The sequence below is a fragment of the Nonomuraea sp. NPDC002799 genome (genome assembly GCF_053592075.1).
In genome coordinates this window covers 24939-43641 of the sequence record NZ_JBSFVA010000043.1, presented here as the reverse complement: position 1 = coordinate 43641, position 18703 = coordinate 24939, and the positions used below count along the sequence as shown (strand labels likewise).

Below are 18703 nucleotides of genomic sequence, written 5' to 3'. Positions count from 1 at the left end.
ACTTACGTCCGGCACATCACGAAGGCCGGTAGCATGCGCGGAGTTGTTTGGTCATGAGTCGGCAAAATGAAGGAGAAGCGGTGAGCGGCGAAGACCGCCAGAGCGAGCTGGCGCGCGAGCACAAGGAGCGGCAGGAGAAGCGCGCGGCCGAACAGACCTCCAAGGGGAGGCGCAACACCTTCATCGGCGCGGGCGTGGCCGTGGTCGTGGTCGCCGGCGGCATCTTCGCGGCGACCACCCTGGTGGGCAACGACGGCAACAAGACGGCCTCGGCGGCGAGCACGCCCTCGGCCTCCGCCTCGGCCTCCACGTCCCCGGGGCCGACGGAGCTCCCGACCACCACGCCCAAGAAGCCGGGCTCGATCTCCTGCACCTACAAGCGTGACAATTCGGTTCCCCACAAGTACGTGGGGCTGCCCGGCAAGAAGCCCAACATGAAGCTCAGCACGATGACCGTGAGCACGAACCACGGCGACGTCGTCATCGAGGTCGACCCGAACTCCAGCCCGTGCTCGGTCAACTCGATGTCGTTCCTGGCCAAGAAGGGCTTCTACAACGACACCAAGTGCCACCGGCTGGTGACGCCGGAGACGGCCGGGCTGTTCCTGCTGCAGTGCGGCGACCCGCAGGCCAAGGCCGACGGCAAGAACCCCACGGACGGCCAGGGCAACGCGGGCTACGTGTTCGGCGACGAGGCCGTCGGCGTCGTCCCCTACACCAAGGGCGTGGTGTTCCTGACGCAGCCGACGGACGCGGCCGGGCAGAACAGCAGCCAGTTCGCCATCTCGTTGTCGGACGAGAACGCCCAGCTGGAGCCGCAGTACTCGGTGCTGGGCATCGTGAAGTCCGGCCTGGACATCATCGAGAAGGTCGCCAAGGACGGCGTCCTGGTCAACCCCGACGACATCACGGGCGACGGCGGGTCCACCGCGCCGAAGAACCCGATCATCATCAAGAAGGTCACGGTCAAGTAAGCGCGTACGAAAAACGGCAGGCACCGCGGTGCCTGCCGTTTTTTCGTGCGTCCTACACCTCGGCCTTCGGCTTGGCGTCGACGCCCGCCTCCTTGCGCTGCTCCGGCGTGATCGCCGTGGGCGCGGCGGTGAGCGGATCGAACCCGGAGGCCGTCTTCGGGAACGCGATCACGTCACGGATCGAGTCGCCGCCCGACAACAACATGCAGATCCGGTCCCAGCCGTAGGCGATGCCTCCGTGCGGCGGGGGGCCGTACTTGAACGCCTCCAGCAGGAAGCCGAACTTGCTCTCGGCCTCCTCCTTGGAGATGCCCAGCACGTCGAAGACGCGCTGCTGCATCTCGGCCCGGTGGATACGGATCGAGCCGCCGCCGATCTCCATGCCGTTGCAGACCATGTCGTAGGCGTAGGCCAGGGCCTCGTCCGGCTTGTCCTGGAAGTTGTCGGCCCACTCCGGCTTGGGGCCGGTGAACGGGTGGTGCACGGCCGTCCAGCCGCCCTCGCCGTCCTCCTCGAACATGGGCGCGTCCACGACCCACAGGAACGACCACAACGACTCGTCGATCAGGCCGCAGCGGCGGCCGATCTCCAGCCGGGCCGCGCCGAGCAGGTCGCGCGAGGCGCTCCTGGCGCCGGCCGCGAAGAAGATCGCGTCGCCCGGCTCGGCTCCGACCTGCGCGGCGAGCCCGGAGAGCTCCTCCTGTGACAGGTTCTTCGCCACCGGGCCGCCGAGCGTGCCGTCCTCCTGGACGAGCACGTAGGCCAGGCCCTTGGCGCCGCGCGAGCGGGCCCAGTCCTGCCAGCCGTCGAGCTCCTTGCGGGTCTGCGAGGCTCCGCCGGGCATGACGACGGCGCCGACGTAGTCGGCCTGGAAGACGCGGAAGGGCGTGCTCGCGAAGTAGCCGGTCATCTCGACGAGCTCCTGGCCGAAGCGCAGGTCGGGCTTGTCGGAGCCGTAGCGGGCCATCGCGTCGGCGTAGGTCATGCGCGGCAGCGGCAGCGGCAGCTCGTAGCCGGCGATCTCCCGCCACAGCCGGCCGATCAGCTTCTCGCCGACCTCGATGACGTCCTCCTGGTCGACGAAGGACATCTCGACGTCGATCTGGGTGAACTCCGGCTGCCTGTCGGCCCGCAGGTCCTCGTCGCGGTAGCACTTGGCGAGCTGGTAGTAGCGCTCCAGGCCGGCCACCTGCAGGAGCTGCTTGAAGAGCTGCGGCGACTGCGGCAGGGCGTACCAGTTGCCCGGCTGCAGGCGGACGGGCACCAGGAAGTCGCGCGCGCCCTCCGGCGTGGAACGGGTCAGGGTGGGCGTCTCGACGTAGACGAAGCCGAGCTCGTGCATCACCTCGTTGGCCAGGTAGGTGGCCTTGGAGCGGGTGCGCATCGCGCTCGCCACCTGCTGGCGGCGGATGTCGAGGTAGCGGTACTTCAGCCGCGCCTCCTCCGACACCCCCACGTTGCCCTCGATCGGGAACGGCAGCGGCGCCGACTCGCTCAGCACCTCGACCCGATCGGCCACGACCTCGATCGCGCCGGTGGGCAGGTCGGGGTTCGCGTTGCCCTCGGGGCGCACCCGGACCTGGCCGACGACCTGCACGCAGTATTCGGCGCGCAGGTCGTGGGCGTGGTCCTCCTCGCGGAAGACCACCTGCGCCGAGCCGGAGGCGTCACGCAGGTCGATGAAGACGACGCCGCCGTGGTCGCGGCGGCGGGCCACCCATCCCGCGAGCGTCACCTGCTGGCCGGCATGCTCCTCGCGGAGCGACCCGGCCGTATGCGTGCGGATCACTGCACATTCCTCTCGTACGGATAGGGAAGGGGCGGCAGCGGCCCTGACGCGCCGATCACTGCACTTTCCCCTTCAAGAAGTCGACGACCTGAGCCAGCGGGACCTGGGTCTGCTCGGCGGTGGTCAGGTCTTTCACTTGCACGGCCTCGGCCGCCAGGTCACGCTCGCCCAGGATCAGCGCGAACCGGGCGCCCGAGCGGTCGGCACCCTTCATCGCGCCCTTGAGCCCCTTGCCGCCGTAGGACATGTCGGCGCTGACGCCCGCCTCGCGCAGCCCGGCGATGAGCAGGAACATCCGGCGGCGGGCTTCGTCACCCAGCGGGACACCGTACACCTGGACACGCGGCTGCGCGTCCTCGTCGATCAGACCCTCGGCCTCCATGGCCAGGAACGTCCGGTCGACGCCGAGCGCCCACCCCACGCCCGACAGCGGGGGGCCGTCGAGCATCTCGCTGAGCCCGTCGTAGCGTCCGCCGCCGCCGACCGCCGACTGCGAGCCGAGCCCGTCGTGCACGAACTCGAACGTGGTGCGGGTGTAGTAGTCGAGCCCGCGGACCAGTCGGGGATCGTCCTCGAACGCGACGCCGGCGGCGGTCAGCAGGGCCCGGACCTCCTCGTGGTAGGCCTTGCAGGCCGCGCACAGGTGGTCGACCACCAGCGGGGCGCCGGCGAGCTGGGCCTGGACCTCGGGCCGCTTGTCGTCGAGCACGCGCAGCGGGTTGATCTCGATGCGCGCCCTGGTGTCCTCGTCGAGGTCGAGCCCGCGCAGGAACTCCTGCAGCGCGGTGCGGTAGGCGGGACGGCACGTCCTGTCGCCGAGCGTGTTGAGCAGCAGGCGCACGCCCTTGAGCCCGAGCGAGGCGAAGCCACGGGCGCCCAGCAGGATCATCTCGGCGTCGAGCGCCGGCTCCTCGGAGCCGAGCGCCTCGGCTCCGACCTGCCAGAAGTGGCGGTAGCGGCCCTTCTGGGAACGCTCGTAGCGGAACTGGCTGCCGGAATACCACAACTTCACCGGGAGCTGGCCGATGTGCAGGTTGTGCTGGAGCACCGCGCGCACGACCGAGGCCGTGCCCTCGGGGCGCAGCGTGAGGGAGCGGCCCGCCTTGTCGGGGAAGGTGTACATCTCCTTGGAGACGATGTCGGTCGACTCGCCTACGCCCCTGGCGAACAACTGTGTGTCCTCGAAGACAGGCGTCTCGATGTAGCCGTAGCCCGCCAGGCGCAGCGGCTCGGCGAGCGCCTCGCGCACGGCGAGAACCCGCTCGGAGCGGGGCGGCAGCCAGTCGAAGGTGCCTTTCGGTGCTTGGAAGCTCATTAGATCCCTCGTGTGGGACCGGCGTGCGGCGCTGCTTCCTTCAAGTATGGGTTGGTCGAGCGCTCGCGGCCGATCGTGGTCTGTGGTCCGTGGCCCGGCAGGACGACCGTATCGTCAGGCAGCGGCAGACACTTGGTAGCCAGGCTGCGCAGGATGGTCGGGTAGTCGCCCCCGGGAAGGTCGGTGCGTCCGATGGAGCCGGCGAACAGCAGGTCACCCGCGAACATGATCTCGTCGCCGGGCAGCCGGAAGGTCACCGACCCCTTGGTATGGCCGGGCGTGTGATCGACCACGAGCTCGAGGCCCGCCAGCGGGAGCACGGCGCCGTCGGACAGCTCGCGCACGTCGTCGGGCTCGCTCAGCGTCAGACCGGCGAACATCGAGGCGCTGGCGCCGGACCAGCCGGCGGCCGGGTCGGACAGCAGGTGGCGGTCGTCGGGGTGGATCCACGCGGGCACGTCGCGCGCGCCGCAGACCGGGGCGACCGACCAGACGTGGTCGAGGTGGCCGTGGGTGAGCAGGACCGCGACGGGCTTGAGCCGGTGCTCGCGCAGCAGCTCGTCGACGCCTTCCGTGGCGTCCTGGCCCGGATCGACGATCACGCACTCCTCGCCGGGGGCAGGCGCGACAACGTAACAATTGGTCTGGAAGGCCCCTGCGGGGAAGCCGGCGATGAGCATCTGCCTCAGGTGATCTCGTCGAAAAGCCAATGGGAATGTAACCGAAGGGTACCGGTGCGGGTCGCCGGGCTGCGAATCATTACCCGTTGGCCGATACGATTCGCCCACCTCAGTTCGTTGACTATAGGAGGCAAAGCGGTGACCACGGGGAAGGACCGGCAGAAGCAACTGGCGCGCGAGCACCATGAGCGGCAGATGCAGCGCCGCATCGAGCGCGAGCAGAAGGCCAAGCGTACGGCGATCATCGGCTCCACCGTGGGCGTGGTCATCGTCGTCGGTGGCATCGTGGCCGCGGTGGCACTGCTGGGAGGCAACGACACGTCCACCGAGGCCGCGGCCTCGCCCACGGCGTCGGCGGCCGACACCGCCGCGGCGGAGCCGGCCGCGGGCCCGAAGCCGTTCGACGCGGCCACGGGCACCTGCGACTACGTCGCCGACGCGTCCGGCGGGCAGATCAAGGACGTCGGCACGCCGCCGACGAAGGTGAAGACGACGCCGGCCAAGAAGGCGATGACGTTCAAGACGAATGTGGGCGACATCGTGGTCGAGCTCGACAACGCCAAGGCGCCGTGCACGACCAACTCGCTGGAGTTCCTGGCCGGCAAGAAGTACTACAACGGCAGCAAGTGCCACCGTCTCGGCAGCGACAAGTTCCCCATGCTGCAGTGCGGCGACCCGACGGCCAAGGCCGACGGCAAGAGCCAGGACGGCTCTGGCGGCCCCGGCTACGTGATGGCCGAGGAGAACCTCGAAGGCGCCCAGTACAAGCGCGGCGTGATGGCCATGGCCAAGACGCAGGCGAAGGGCAGCACCGGGAGCCAGTTCTTCCTCGTTTTCGGAGACATCGGGCTCACCCCGGATTACACGCCGGTGGGTACGATCACCAAGGGGCTCGACATCCTGGACAAGGTCAACAAAGCGGGCATCATCGCCGACGCCGGAGGGGACGGGACCGGGGCGCCCAAGCAAACCGTCGAAATCAAAAGCGTGACAATCGCCGGCAAGAGCTGACGTAATACAAACTAGGGACGAAGTAGTCCCGAAGGGTCTGATGGATAGTGCGGGAGGACACGGTGAGCACCGACCCGTGGGGCCGGGTAGACGACGACGGCACCGTCTACGTGCGTACGGCTGAGGGAGAGCGAGCCGTCGGCTCCTGGCAGGCGGGTGAACCCGAGGAGGCACTGGCCTACTTCCATCGCAAGTACGACGAGCTGGCCGGGCAGGTGCAACTGCTCGAACAGCGCGTCAGGGGCACCGACCTGGCTCCGGCCCAGGCGGAGGCGAACATCGCCAAGCTGCGCGAGGCCGTCGCCGACGCCCACGCCATCGGCGACCTGGCCGCGCTGACGGCCCGGCTCGACGGCCTGACGGAGCTCGTCGGCCAGCGCCGCGAGGAGGTCAAGGCGGCTCGCGAGGTGGCGCGCGCGGAGGCCAGGACGATCAAGGAGCGCATCGTCGCCGAGGCGGAGCGCATCGCGGACGAGACCACCCACTGGAAGTCGGGCGGCGAGCGCCTGCGCCAGCTCGTCGAGGAGTGGAAGGCCGCCGACCGCATCGACCGGGTCACCGAGGCCTCGCTGTGGAAGCGCCTGTCGGCCGCCCGTACGGCGTTCGCCAAGCGCCGCAAGCAGTATTTCGCGGGGCTGGACGAGCAGCGCGAAGGCGTGCGCTCGGCCAAGGAGCGCATCGTCGCCGAGGCGGAGGCGATCTCCGACTCGACCGACTGGGCCACGACCGCGGCCGTCTACCGCGAGCTGATGCAGCAGTGGAAGACCGCGGGGCGCGCCTCGCGCGAGGCCGAGGACGAGCTCTGGGCCCGCTTCAAGGGCGCCCAGGACCAGTTCTTCCAGGCGCGTTCGGCGGTGTTCGCCGAGCGCGACGCGTCGCTGGCGGCCAACGCGGAGCTCAAGGAGGTGCTGCTGACGGAGGCCGAGAAGATCCTTCCGGTCACCGACGTGCGCACCGCCCGCGGCGCGCTGCGGCACATCCTGGAGCGCTGGGAGGCCGCCGGACCCGTGCCGCGCGAGCAGCGCGACCGGCTCGAAGGCGGGCTGCGCAAGGTCGACGAGGCCGTGCGCAAGGCCGAGGACGCCGAGTGGAAGCGCTCCAACCCCGAGGCCAGGGCGCGGGCGCAGAGCACGGTCGAGCAGCTCCGCACCTCCATCGCGCAGCTGGAGACGCGGTTGTCCAAGGCGCAGGCCGCCGGGCGCGCCAAGGACGTCAAGGAGACCGAGGAGGCGCTCATCGCCCGCCGCTCGTGGCTGGAGGAGGCCGAGCGCACGCTGGCCGAGTTCAGCTAGCCCCGGTGGAGGCGCGTCACCGCCTCCACCGGGCCGCATATCCCCTGCGCGGACCGGGGAGCGCGATCTAGGCTGACGGCATGGATCCCGTCAGCGTCGCGCGCGCCCTCGTCGAAGAGATGTTCCCTGGCGCCCTGTACGCCTTCGCCGGCGGCAGCGTGCTCACCGAGCACCGCACCAGCACCTCCGATCTCGACGTCGTCGTGGTGCTCGACGGGCTGGCCCGGCCCTACCGTGAGTCGTTGCGCTGGCGGGAGTGGCCGGTGGAGTTGTTCGTGCACAGCGAGACCAGCTTGCACGCCTATCTCGACAAGGACTTCGACCGGCGTCAGCCCAGCCTGGCCCGCATGTGCGCGGAGGGCGCGGTGCTGGCCGACCGCACCGGCGGGCGGGCCAGCGACCTGCAGGCCGCCCTCGGCGAGCGGTTGTCGGCCGGTCCCGGCGGCCTGACGAGCTCGCAGGCCGAGCGCGCCCGTTACGCCCTGTCCGATCTCCTGGACGACCTGGAGGGCGCCACGGACCCCGGCGAGCGCACGTTCATCCGCTGGCAGGTGGTGCAGGAGACGGCCAGGATGGCGCTCGGTGTGGGACGCCGGTGGCAGGGCAGCGGCAAGTGGCTGCTGCGCGAGCTGCGCGCGCACGATCCGGCGCTGGCCGAGGAGCTGCTGTCCGCGCACGACGACCCTGAACGCCTGGCCGTGGTCTCCTCGGGAGTCCTGGAGCGGGCGGGAGGGCGCCTCTGGGAGGGTTACCGGGCCGAGGGCGACCCCTTCCACCGGCCGCTGCGTCACGTGCCCTCTGGGGAGCTCTCGGGCGAAACGGCACAAAGCTCCGGCATGCGCAGGCTGGCCGCCATCAGCGGCGCGTCCACCGGATCCGACCGGCTCTGGATGGGCCAGACGCACGTCGCGCCCGCGACCCGCTCATCCGACCACCACCACGGGGCCTCCGAGACGGCCATCTACGTGGTCAGCGGCACGCCGTCGTTCGTGTTCCTGGCGGACGGCGAGGAGGTGCGGCTGGACACGGGGCCGGGCGACTACATCTTCGTGCCGCCGTACGTGCCGCACCGCGAGGAGAATCCGGACCCGTCGCGGGAGGCCGTCGTCGTGATCGCGCGCAGCACCCAGGAGGCCATCGTGGTGAACCTCCCCGACCTGCGGCCCCGCTGAGGCCGAGCTCCCGGCCCCGCCGGGGCCGGGAGGCTCAGGCGCCCGCGCCGCTGACGCGGTAGACGTCGAAGACGCCCTGGATGCTGCGCACGGCCTTGAGCACGTGCCCCAGGTGCTTCGGATCGCCCATCTCGAAGGTGAACTTGCTGATCGCCACCCGGTCGCGCGACGTGGTGACCGAGGCGCTCAGGATGTTGACGTGCTGGTCGGAGAGCGTCCGCGTGACGTCGGACAGCAGGCGCGGCCGGTCGAGCGCCTCGACCTGGATGGCCACCAGGAAGACGCTGTCGTCGCTCGGCGACCAGCTCACCTCGACCAGCCGGTCGGGCTGCGTCTTGAGCTGCTGGACGTTGGTGCAGTCGCCCCGGTGGACGGACACGCCGTGCCCCCGGGTGACGAATCCTACGATCTCGTCGCCCGGCACCGGGGTGCAGCACTTGGACAGGCGTACCCAGACGTCGGCGTCGCCCGCCACGACCACGCCCGCGCCGCCCCCGCCCCGGGGACGGCCGCGCGGCCGGGTGGGCAGCGAGGTCTCGGCGATGTCCTCTTCCGCGCTGTCGACGCCGCCGATCGAGGCGACGAGCTTCTGCACGACGGCCTGGGCCGCGATGTGGCCCTCCCCCACGGCCGCGTACAGCGCGGACACGTCGGGATAGCGCAGGTCGCGGGCCAGCGCCAGGAGCGTCTCGCCGGACATGAGCCGCTGCAGCGGCAGGCCCTGCTTGCGCATGGCCCGCCCGATGGCCTCCTTGCCGGCCTCGATCGCGGTCTCGCGGCGCTCCTTGGAGAACCACTGCCGGATCTTGTTGCGGGCCCGGCCGGACTTGACGAACTTCAGCCAGTCGCGCGACGGCCCGGCGTCGGGTGACTTGGAGGTGAAGATCTCGACCGTGTCGCCGTTGCCCAGCCGCGACTCCAGCGGCACCAGCCGGCCGTTGACCCGGGCGCCGATGCAGCGGTGACCCACCTCGGTGTGCACGGCGTAGGCGAAGTCGACCGGCGTGGCGCCCTCGGGCAGCGGGATGACCTGCCCCTTCGGCGTGAACACGTAGACCTCGGAGACCGACAGGTCGAAGCGCAGCGACTCCAGGAACTCGCCCGGGTCGGAGGTCTCCTTCTGCCAGTCGAGGAGCTGGCGCAGCCAGGCCATGTCGCTGCCGGGCTTGACCTTGCCCGTGGGGCCGGGGGCGCCGACCTCCTCTTTGTACTTCCAGTGCGCGGCCACGCCGTATTCGGCCCTGTGGTGCATGCCGTGGGTGCGGATCTGCAGCTCCACCGGCTTGCCCTCGGGGCCGATCACCGTGGTGTGCAGCGACTGGTACATGTTGAACTTGGGCATCGCTATGTAGTCTTTGAACCGCCCGGGCACCGGGTTCCACCGGGCGTGGATGGTGCCGAGCGCGGCATAGCAGTCGCGCACGCTGTCTACCAGCACGCGGATGCCCACCAGGTCGTAGATGTCGTCGAACGCCACGTCCCGCGCGATCATCTTCTGGTAGACCGAGTAGTAGTGCTTCGGCCGGCCCTTGACCACGGCGCGGATCTTCGCCTCGCGCAGGTCGCCGGAGACCTTCTCGATGACCTCCTGCAGGAACAGGTCGCGCCGCGGCGCCCGCTCCGACACCATGCGCGCGATCTCGTCGTAGCGCTTGGGGTAGAGCATGGCGAAGGCGAGGTCTTCGAGCTCCCACTTGATGGTGTTCATGCCCAGCCGGTGGGCCAGCGGCGCGAAGATCTCCAGCGTCTCGCGCGACTTCTGGTGCCTCTTGTGCTCGGGCAGGTAGCGCATGGTGCGCATGTTGTGCAGCCGGTCGGCCAGCTTGATGATCAGCACCCGGATGTCGCGCGACATGGCGACGACCATCTTGCGCACGGTCTCGGCCTGCGCCGCGTCGCCGAACTTGACCTTGTCGAGCTTGGTGACGCCGTCGACCAGGGACCCGATCGTGTCGCCGAAGTCGCCGCGCAACTCGTCGAGGCCGTAGGCGGTGTCCTCCACCGTGTCGTGCAGCAGCGCCGCGCAGAGCGTCTCGTCGTCGGTGCCGAGCTCGGCCAGGATGGTGGCCACGGCCAGCGGATGGGTGATGTACGGGTCGCCGGACTTTCGCTTCTGGTCGCGGTGGTGGTAGGCGGCGACGTCATAGGCGCGCTCGATCACGCGCAGGTCGGCCTTGGGATGGGTGGCTCGCACGGTCCGGAACAACGGCTCCAGCACCGGATTCATGGCCCCACCCCCAAACCGCCTTCGACGCACCGCCGGAACGCCGGGCGCCTCGGCATTGCCCGAGTCGGTTACGTCAGGCACGACCACATCACGGGGCACACAGACTCCTCACGCAATGGCTCCCTCCGCGATTGCTCCTCACGTCCGGGTCCAGATCCCCCAGTGTATCCAGGCGGCGAACCCGGACCGCCGGGGACCCGGCTCAGACGATCACGAGAGAGTGCAACTCCACTCCCGGCAACCGCTCACGTCCCTTGAGGAAGGCCAGCTCCATGAGCACGGCGATGCCGGCGACCTGGGCCCCGGCCCGCTCCACCAATTCCACGGCCGCCTTCGCGGTGCCCCCGGTGGCCAGCACGTCGTCGACGATGAGAACCCGGTCGCCAGGCGTGAAGGCGTCGCGGTGGACCTCGATCGTCGCGGAGCCGTACTCCAGATCGTAGGACTCCGCCCAGGTCGCGGCGGGCAGTTTCCCCTTCTTGCGCACCGGCACGAACCCGGCGGACGCCCGGTAGGCCACCGGCGCGGCGAGGATGAAGCCGCGGGCCTCGATGCCCACGATCTTGTCGACCTGCTGGAGCCCGGCCAGCGCCTCCACCACGGCGGCCATCGCGACCGGGTCGGCCAGGAGCGGGGTGATGTCCTTGAACACGACTCCCGGCTGGGGGTAGTCGGGGATGTCCCTGATCCGGTCAAGAATCAGAGCGCTCAGCTCACTCATGGGCGTTTCCTCGCATTTCTCCAGCTCCCGATGCGCCGGGCTCCATGATGGTGCATCCCGGCACCCCCTCGGACCGCCTCCGGCGCCGAGGGGCTCCAGGACCGAGCCCGGCCCTGGAGCCCCAGGATGGCCTGGACGCGTCTGAGAGCGCCTCCAAGCTTCGAACGTGCTCAACAGGCACTCTTTCCCCGCACCGGATCCGCCAGGGCGTCCTCAGACGTCTGTGCGGACGCGACGACGCCCCCGCCCCGGTGCGGGGCGAGGGCGTCGGCTGCGCACGGGGCCGGTCAGCCCTTGGCTACCGCCGCGCTTTTGGAGCTCTTGCTCTTGCCGGTCGAGGAGGCGAGCCTCCTGGCGATGGCCTGGTACTTCGGCTCGCGCTCCTTCAGCGTCACCAGCAGCGGCGTGGCCACGCACAGCGACGAGTAGGTGCCGACGAGCATGCCGACGAACAGGGCCAGCGACAGGTCCTTCAGCGTGCCCGCGCCGAGCAGCGTGGTGCCGATGAACAGGATCGCCGCCACCGGCAGGATCGCGACCAGCGAGGTGTTCAGCGATCTGATCAGCGTGTGGTTCAGCGCGTTGTTGGCCGCCATCGAGTACGTCTGCTTGGACGTGTGCCCCAGCTTGGCCGTGACTTCCTTGATCATGTCGAACACCACGACCGCGTCGTAGAGCGAATAACCGAGGATGGTCAGGAAGCCCAGCAGCGTCGCGGGCGTGACCTCGAAGCCCGACCAGGCGTAGATGCCGGCCGTGATGACGAGGTCGTGGATGAGCGCGACGATGGCCGCCAGCGCCATCTTCGGCTCGAACGCCATCGACAGGTACAAGATGATCGCGACCATGAACACGCCCAGGCCCAGCCAGGCCTTCTGGGACACCTCACCGCCCCAGGACGCGCCGATCGACTGGATGTCGACCTGGTTGGCGGGCACGTTGAAGTCCTTGGCGATGGCGGTCTGCACCTGGTTGAGTGTGGTCTCCGACAACGACTCGGTGGTGACCCGCCAGCGGCTGCCGGTCGTCTGCACGATCGGCTGGTGCACGCCCTCTTCGACGAAGGCGGTGCGGATCTGCTCGATGTTGGCGGCGGGCGCCTTGAAGGAGAAGACCGACCCGCCCGTGAACTCCACGCCCAGGTTGAGCCCGTTGAACAGCAGGCCCGCCAGCGAGATCGCGAGCAGCAAGCCGGAAAGGCTGTACCACAACTTCCACTTGCCGACGAAGTCGACGTCGATCTCGCCGCGGTAGAGGCGACGCCCCAATCCCATCTCAGGCCTCCTGCGGAGTGGTCGTGCGGCCGGCCGTGCTGCCGGTCTCGCTCATGCGCTCGGCGTCGAGACCGGACAGCGGATGCCCCTTGGCGAAGAACTTGACCCGCGCCAGCAAGGCGATGAACGGCTTGGTGAACATGAACACCACCACGATGTCGATCAGCGTGGTCAGGCCCATCGCGAACGCGAACCCGGCCACACCGCCCACCGCCAGGAAGTACAGCACGATCGCGGCGATGAACATGACGGCGTCGGCGATCAAAATCGTGCGCCGGGCGCGGACCCAGGCCACCTCGACCGCCGCGCGAAGCGACCGCCGCCCTTCCTTCATCTCATCACGTATACGTTCGAAGTACACGATGAAGGAGTCGGCGGTGATGCCGATGGAGACCACCAAGCCGATGATGTGCGGCAGTGACAACCGGAAGCCGGCGTTGTGGCCGAGGACGACCACGGCCGTGTACGTGATGATCGAGGCCACCACGAGGCTCAGCACCGCCACGATGCCCAGGCCGCGGTAGTAGAGCATCGAGTAGACGACCACGAGCGCGAGGCCGATGATGCCCGCGATGAGGCCGCCCTCAAGCTGGTCCTGGCCCAGGGTCGAGGAGACCGTGTCGATCGAGCTGCGGTTGAACTTCAGCGGCAGCGCGCCGTACTTGAGCTGCTCGGCCAGGTTGGTGGAGCTGATCTGGTCGAAGCCGCCGGTGATCTCGGCCCGGCCGCCGGGGATCGGGCTGATGATGTTGGGCGCGGTGATGACGACGCCGTCGAGCACGACCGCGACCTGGTTGCGCGGCTCCTGGGCGTTGTAGGCGGCCGTGGTGAGCTTGCTCCACTCGGCCGCGCCCTTGCTCTTGAAGTCGAGCTGGACGAGCCACTCGGTGGTGCCCTGGCGCACACCCGACGAGGCCGAGGCGATGTCGGTGCCGACCACCTTGGCGACGTCGAGCACGTACTTGTAGCTGCCGTCGGACTCACAGGCGGCGTACTGCTTGGCCGGGTCGTCCTGGACGCCCTGGCCGCGCTTCTGCGGGTCGGCGCAGTCGAGCTTGCTGAACTGGGCCAGCACCGCGGGATCGATGCCCTCGGTGTTGATGCCCGCGTTCGGGTCCGCAGGGGGCGCGCTCGCCTGGCCGGTGGGCGACGCCGACGGCGTGGCCTTGGCCTCCTGGCCCTTCTTGGTGTCCTGCTTCTGCCCGGTCTTCCCGGTCGACGGCTCGGTGGACGGCTGCGTCGACGACTGGGCCGACGCGGACGCGGCAGGCGTCGGCGCGGTCAGGGCCGACGACAGCGCCTTGCCGGTCGGAGAGGTGCTGGGCTGCGGCGCGGAAGCGGACGCCGACGGCTTGGCCGGCTGAGAGGCGGACGGCTTGGCCGGCTGGCTCGCGGAGGCCGACGGCGATCCGCTCGGCGTGGGCGCGTTGGTGGCCAGGTTTTGCGGGACCTGAGTGGCCGCGATGGCCAGCACCTGGCGGAATCGCAGCTCCGCGGTGGTGGCGACCAGCTTGATGGCCTCGCCCTGCCCGACGCCCGGGATGGAGATGATGATGTTGTCGCCTGACTTGGCGACCTCCGCGTCGGAAATGCCGTTGCCGTTGACTCGGTCGCGGATGATGTTGACCGCGCGGTCAAGGATCTCCTCGGGGGGAGCCGCGTTGTTCTGCGTCACCGGAGACAGAGTCACCGTCGTGCCGCCGGCGAGGTCGAGTCCCAGCTTCGGCGTGTACGCCTGCTGCAGGAACATCGTCCCGCCCAGGGCGAGGATGAGCGCCAGCAGCAGCAGGAGCGTACGCCCCGGTCGGCTGTGGCGGCTGGTCGATCGGGCCACTGGTCGTCAGTTCTTTCAGATAGAGGTTTGTCGCAGAGCTTAGTCAGGACTGCTTGGTGCTGGAGTCCTGGTCGCCGTTGCGGTCCACGGTGGCCTCGGACTCCTTCGTGCCCTCTTCGTCGTCGTGCGCGGCCGGCTCGTCGGCCACGATCGTGTCGCCGGGCGTGATGACCCGGCCGATCGCGGCCTTCACCCAGCGGGTCTCGATCCCTGGCGCCACCTCGAGGACCACGTCCTCATTGTCCACCGTGACCACGGTGGCGAACAGCCCCGTCGTGGTCATGACCCGCGCGCCCGGGGCCAGGGAGTTCTGCATCTTGACCGCTTCTTGCTGGCGCTTGCGCTGCGGGCGGATCAGCAGGAAGTAGAACACCACCACCAGAAGAATCAGCGGCAGGATACTTCCGAGTTGTCCCATGTCCATAAGGGGCGACCTTCCATTGTCGTACAAGAAGTTGACACCGGCCTCGCGCCGGAAATTCCGTGCGTTGCTTCGGGCCGCGCCGCTCAGCCCGTCAGCCTACACAGCCAGCCAAGCCACGGAGTGTAGGCGCTTGTTGCGAAACGCGGCAACGAGGCAGCGTTTCGGCGCGCGGGGAAGTTCCCAATTTGAAACGGTTGCAACCGTTCTGTAATCAGTCGAAAAGCGCGGCTCCGAAGGCGTCCGGAGGCGGCGTCATGCCGAGATGGTTCCACGCCGCCGCGGTCGCGACCCGGCCGCGCGGGGTCCTGGCCAGCAGACCTTGGCGTACGAGGAAGGGCTCGGCCACCACTTCGACGGTCTCCGGCTCCTCCCCCACGGCCACCGCGAGCGTCGACAACCCCACCGGCCCCCCGCCGAACTTCCGCAACAGCGCGCCGAGCACCGCCCGGTCGAGCCGGTCGAGCCCTTCGGGGTCGACTTCGTAAAGATTGAGCGCCGCTGAGGCGATGTCCCGGTTGATCAGCCCGTCGGCGCGCACGTCGGCGAAGTCCCGCACCCGCCGCAGCAGCCGGTTGGCGATGCGGGGCGTGCCCCTGGAGCGCCTGGCGATCTCGTGGGCGCCCTCGGGCGGCAGCGCGACGCCGAGCAGCCTGGCCGAGCGGTAGAGAACCTGTTCGAGCTCGCCGACGTCGTAGAAGTCCATGTGGGCGGTGAAGCCGAACCTGTCACGCAGCGGCGCCGGCAGCAGCCCGGCCCGGGTGGTGGCGCCGACGAGCGTGAACGACGCGATGTCGAGGGGGATGGCGGTGGCACCCGGACCCTTGCCGACGACGATGTCGACCCGGAAGTCCTCCATGGCGAGGTAGAGCATCTCCTCGGCGGGCCTGGCCATCCGGTGGATCTCGTCGATGAACAGCACCTCGCCCTCGGCCAGCGTCGACAGGATGGCCGCGAGGTCGCCGGCGCGCTCCAGGGCGGGGCCGGAGGTGATCCTGAGCGGGGCGTTGAGCTCGGCTGCGACGATCATGGCCAGGGTGGTCTTGCCGAGCCCTGGGGAGCCGCTCATCAGCACGTGGTCGGGCGGCCGCTGCCGCCGCATGGCGCTCTCCAGAACAAGGGACAACTGCTCGCGCACCCGGCCCTGGCCGATGAACTCGCTCAGCCGCTTGGGGCGCAGCGCCGCCTCGATCTGCAGCTCGTCGCCGCCGGCATCGGGCGACACAAGCTCCCGCTCAAACTCCACGCCGCCTCCCGCCCATCCCCGTCCGCGACCACGTCCTCGTCCGCACGGCCGGCTCGGCGCTACGAGCCGAGTCGCCGTTCACCGCAGTATCGGTGCCACCATAGGCGCCAATCGTCACATCCAAATCAGCACCACCGCGCGCACTGGCCGTCACGGCGGAATCGGGGTCACCGCAGGTGTCGGTCATCGGACGCTCAGCGATCGCAGTGCGGCCTTGAGGAGGGCGGCGATCTGCGGCTGCCGGCCCGCCACGAGATCGGCGTCGGCCTCGGGCTCCACCACGGCGATGGCCTCATCGGCGTCCTTGCTGGAGTAGCCCAGGCCCACCAGCCCGGAGTGGACCTGCTCGCGCCACACGGCCACCCGCCGCTCTCCGTTGAGCGCGGCGTTGACGGCCTCCTCCGGCGTGCCGAGCCGGTCCTTGAGCTCCAGCACGATGCGCTGGGCGCCTTTCTGCCCGATCCCCGGCACCTGGGTGAGCGCCTTGAGGTCGGCACTGGCCACCGCCACCCGCAGCGCGTTGGGCGTGTGCACGGCCAGCATCGCCAGTGCCAGCTTGGGCCCGACACCGCTGGCCGTCTGCAGCAGCTCGAACACGGCCCGCTCGTCGTCGGCGGCGAAACCGTACAGGGTGAGGGACTCCTCACGCACCACGAGCGACGTGGCCAGGCGCGCGGCCTCGCCCACCCGCAGCGTGGCGAGCGTGCCCGGGGTGCAGTGGGTGAGGATGCCGACACCGCCGACCTCGATCACGGCTCCGTCGGGAGCGACGGCCGCCACCTTGCCCGCCACTGACGCGATCACAGCCCGCCGTCCTTCCGCCGAACTCCCCTGGCCGGCACGCGGTCGCAGGCTCTCTCAGCCGCCCCGCCCGTCACCACCGGCACCTTCACAGCCCGACATCCTCTCGCACCAGCCGGTGCCGTCATGGCCGGAGGGACTTTCGGGGGGTGGCCTTGGCGACGGCTGCGGCGATGCGGTGCTGGGCGCCGCCACGCCAGACGTGGCAGATGGCCAGGGCGAGCGCGTCCGCCGCGTCGGCCGGCTTGGGCATCTCCGTCAGGCGGAGCAGGCGGGTGACCATGACGCCGATCTGCTTCTTGTCGGCGGTGCCGCTGCCGGTGATGGCGGCCTTGACCTCGGACGGCGTGTGCAGCGCCACGGGCAGGCCGCGCCTGGCCGCGCAGAGCATCGCGATGCCCGCCGCCTGGGCGGTGCCCATGACGGTGCGCACGTTGTGCTGGCTGAACACCCGCTCGACCGCGACCGCGTCGGGCCGGACGTCGTCGAGCCACTGCTCGATGCCCGCCTCGATGCCGACCAGCCGGGCGCCGAGCTCCTCGTCGGCTCCGGTGCGCACCACCCCGACGGCCACCATCGTCAGCGGCGCGCCCGGACGTCCTTCGACAGCTCCCAGGCCGCACCGGGTCAGCCCCGGATCGACGCCCAACACCCGCACCGGCATGCCCTCCCCGCGCCCCGCCGAACATCTGTTCGGCACGAGACTCTACTCCCGCCGACGTGGCCGCGCATCGCCAAAGGCCTTGTGTTGCGGGAAGTCCGGCTTTCTCTCGGTCGAGTACGACGGGTTCGGTCAGAAGTAGTCGAGCATGTACGGCTTGGCGGCGAAGACCGTGTCGAGGGCCTCGTCGTAGCGGTCGTCGCCGGACATGAGCCCGCTCAGCCGCAACGTGGCCGTGGGGATGCCGGCGTACAGGGCGGAGAAGCCGTTCAGGCTGAGGACGGCGCCCGGCTCACCGGCGGGCGTGGCCGTGCCCGAGCCGCCGGAGACCTCCAGGCGCCAGGTGCCGCCGCTCCCGAACGGATCGCCCACGGTGAGGACGGCGTCGCAGACGGCGTGCGACGGGAAGCCCCTGCGCTCCACCGCCGCGGCCACGTCCAGCACCCTGAACATCCACCGCACCTGCTTGACCTGATCCATCGACCGCTCGCGCAGCAGCCACAACACCGGGTCGTCGGGAGCCACGGGCGCGATGACGTGCTGGACGATCGAGGACGAGGTGCCCACCAGGGACCACAACGCCCGGGCGGTCTCGGCGGAGCCGGCGACGAGGCTGCCGACCTCGATGTCGTCGCCGTGCCACCGGTAGATGACGTAACCGTCGTCGGCGAGGTAGAGGAAGTCGTCCTCGTCGCCGAGCCAGCGGCCCCAGGTGCCCTCGTCCCAGGAGACGGGGCCGCTCGCGCGGGCGGCCCCGTGCACGCGGTGCAGGACGGAGACGATCTCGGCGGCGTCGGCGGGGCCCATCCGGCGCAGCTTGACCTGCCCGGAGGGCCGGATCTGGCGCAGCGCCTCGGCGGAGAGCGTCACCTTGTGCTGGGCTCCCGCGTGCTCATAGCCGACCGAACGGTAGATGGGCGTGGTGGCGGGATAGAGCGCGGAGACCGCGTCGCCGAGCTCGGCGCACCGGTCGATGACGGCCCGCATGAGCCGGGTGCCGACGCCGCGGCCCCGGTCCTCCGGGCTGACGGTGACCCCGGCGATCCCGGCCATCGGCTGCGGCCTGCCGTGCCACCACTGGGTGAAGGCGCGCAGCCGCGCGGCGGCGGCCAGCCGGGAGCCGTCGAACACCCCCAGGTAGCGGCCCTCGCTCAGCACCGGCGTCACGGCTCGGCGCCAGTTGTCCCGGTCGGCCTCGGTCAGGGGGCCGAACGCCCGCTTGCGAAGATCGAGCACGCCGTCGAGGTCATCAGGTGTAACGTCACGGATTTCCACGAGAGACCAA

General features: G+C 69.9%; 16 protein-coding genes. 4 read left to right on the top strand and 12 right to left on the bottom strand.

Annotated features, from left to right (window positions below; genetic code table 11):
- Positions 1–80 precede the first annotated feature (80 nt).
- Positions 81–974, top strand: coding sequence for a peptidylprolyl isomerase (locus ACWD0F_RS44305; RefSeq protein WP_449887985.1), 894 nt, complete (start codon positions 81–83; stop codon positions 972–974).
- A 52-nt stretch (positions 975–1026) separates the two neighbouring features.
- Here ACWD0F_RS44305 and aspS read toward each other — a convergent pair whose 3' ends face one another.
- From aspS to ACWD0F_RS44290, 3 genes are read right to left on the bottom strand one after another with little or no spacing between them, the layout of a single operon-like run.
- The gene (gene aspS, locus ACWD0F_RS44300) at positions 1027–2763 is read right to left on the bottom strand and encodes an aspartate--tRNA ligase (protein ID WP_449887984.1); all 1737 of its coding nucleotides are present in this window, start codon (positions 2761–2763) and stop codon (positions 1027–1029) included.
- Between the two features lie 55 nt (positions 2764–2818).
- Positions 2819–4078: a histidine--tRNA ligase gene (hisS, locus tag ACWD0F_RS44295; protein WP_449887982.1), complete on the bottom strand. Its 1260-nt coding sequence runs from the start codon at positions 4076–4078 to the stop codon at positions 2819–2821.
- Positions 4078–4680, bottom strand: a complete 603-nt coding sequence (locus tag ACWD0F_RS44290) for an MBL fold metallo-hydrolase (protein WP_449887980.1) — start codon at positions 4678–4680, stop codon at positions 4078–4080. The genes hisS and ACWD0F_RS44290 overlap by 1 nt, the downstream gene beginning before the upstream one ends.
- On the opposite strand from ACWD0F_RS44290, the gene ACWD0F_RS44285 reads away from it, so the two are divergent.
- The 3 genes from ACWD0F_RS44285 (at position 4621) to ACWD0F_RS44275 (ending at position 8233) form a co-directional block, all read left to right on the top strand.
- Positions 4621–5769, top strand: a complete 1149-nt coding sequence (locus ACWD0F_RS44285) for a peptidylprolyl isomerase (RefSeq protein ID WP_449887979.1) — start codon at positions 4621–4623, stop codon at positions 5767–5769. The genes ACWD0F_RS44290 and ACWD0F_RS44285 overlap by 60 nt on opposite strands.
- A 62-nt stretch (positions 5770–5831) precedes the next feature.
- Positions 5832–7061 (top strand): DUF349 domain-containing protein, encoded by a 1230-nt coding sequence (locus ACWD0F_RS44280; RefSeq protein WP_449887977.1) that lies wholly within the window; start codon positions 5832–5834, stop codon positions 7059–7061.
- An 80-nt stretch (positions 7062–7141) separates the two neighbouring features.
- Positions 7142–8233 carry a cupin domain-containing protein gene (locus ACWD0F_RS44275; RefSeq protein WP_449887975.1) on the top strand — a complete coding sequence of 364 codons (1092 nt, stop codon included), beginning with the start codon at positions 7142–7144 and terminating at the stop codon, positions 8231–8233.
- Positions 8234–8267: 34 nt separating this feature from the next.
- Here the strand turns inward: ACWD0F_RS44275 and ACWD0F_RS44270 are convergent, their stop codons facing one another.
- From ACWD0F_RS44270 to ACWD0F_RS44230, 9 genes are all read right to left on the bottom strand, one after another.
- Positions 8268–10460: a RelA/SpoT family protein gene (locus ACWD0F_RS44270; RefSeq protein WP_449887973.1), complete on the bottom strand. Its 2193-nt coding sequence runs from the start codon at positions 10458–10460 to the stop codon at positions 8268–8270.
- Between the two features lie 202 nt (positions 10461–10662).
- Positions 10663–11181 carry an adenine phosphoribosyltransferase gene (locus ACWD0F_RS44265; protein WP_449887971.1) on the bottom strand — a complete coding sequence of 173 codons (519 nt, stop codon included), beginning with the start codon at positions 11179–11181 and terminating at the stop codon, positions 10663–10665.
- Between the two features lie 287 nt (positions 11182–11468).
- Positions 11469–12455, bottom strand: a complete 987-nt coding sequence (secF, locus tag ACWD0F_RS44260) for a protein translocase subunit SecF (RefSeq protein ID WP_449887969.1) — start codon at positions 12453–12455, stop codon at positions 11469–11471.
- A 1-nt stretch (position 12456) separates the two neighbouring features.
- Entirely contained in the window at positions 12457–14205 is a 1749-nt protein-coding gene (gene secD / locus ACWD0F_RS44255) for a protein translocase subunit SecD (protein WP_449888036.1), read from the bottom strand.
- A gap of 127 nt (positions 14206–14332) precedes the next feature.
- On the bottom strand, positions 14333–14713 hold the full coding sequence (yajC, locus tag ACWD0F_RS44250) for a preprotein translocase subunit YajC (protein WP_449887968.1): 381 nt from the start codon (positions 14711–14713) through the stop codon (positions 14333–14335).
- Between the two features lie 211 nt (positions 14714–14924).
- Positions 14925–15956, bottom strand: coding sequence for a Holliday junction branch migration DNA helicase RuvB (gene ruvB / locus ACWD0F_RS44245; protein WP_449887966.1), 1032 nt, complete (start codon positions 15954–15956; stop codon positions 14925–14927).
- Between the two features lie 183 nt (positions 15957–16139).
- Complete coding sequence (gene ruvA / locus ACWD0F_RS44240; RefSeq protein ID WP_449887964.1) at positions 16140–16760, bottom strand: Holliday junction branch migration protein RuvA; 621 nt, start codon at positions 16758–16760, stop codon at positions 16140–16142.
- A gap of 121 nt (positions 16761–16881) precedes the next feature.
- A complete protein-coding gene (gene ruvC, locus ACWD0F_RS44235) occupies positions 16882–17415 on the bottom strand; it encodes a crossover junction endodeoxyribonuclease RuvC (protein WP_449888035.1) in 534 nt (177 codons plus the stop codon).
- A gap of 135 nt (positions 17416–17550) precedes the next feature.
- Positions 17551–18693, bottom strand: a complete 1143-nt coding sequence (locus ACWD0F_RS44230) for a GNAT family N-acetyltransferase (RefSeq protein ID WP_449887962.1) — start codon at positions 18691–18693, stop codon at positions 17551–17553.
- Positions 18694–18703 lie beyond the last annotated feature (10 nt).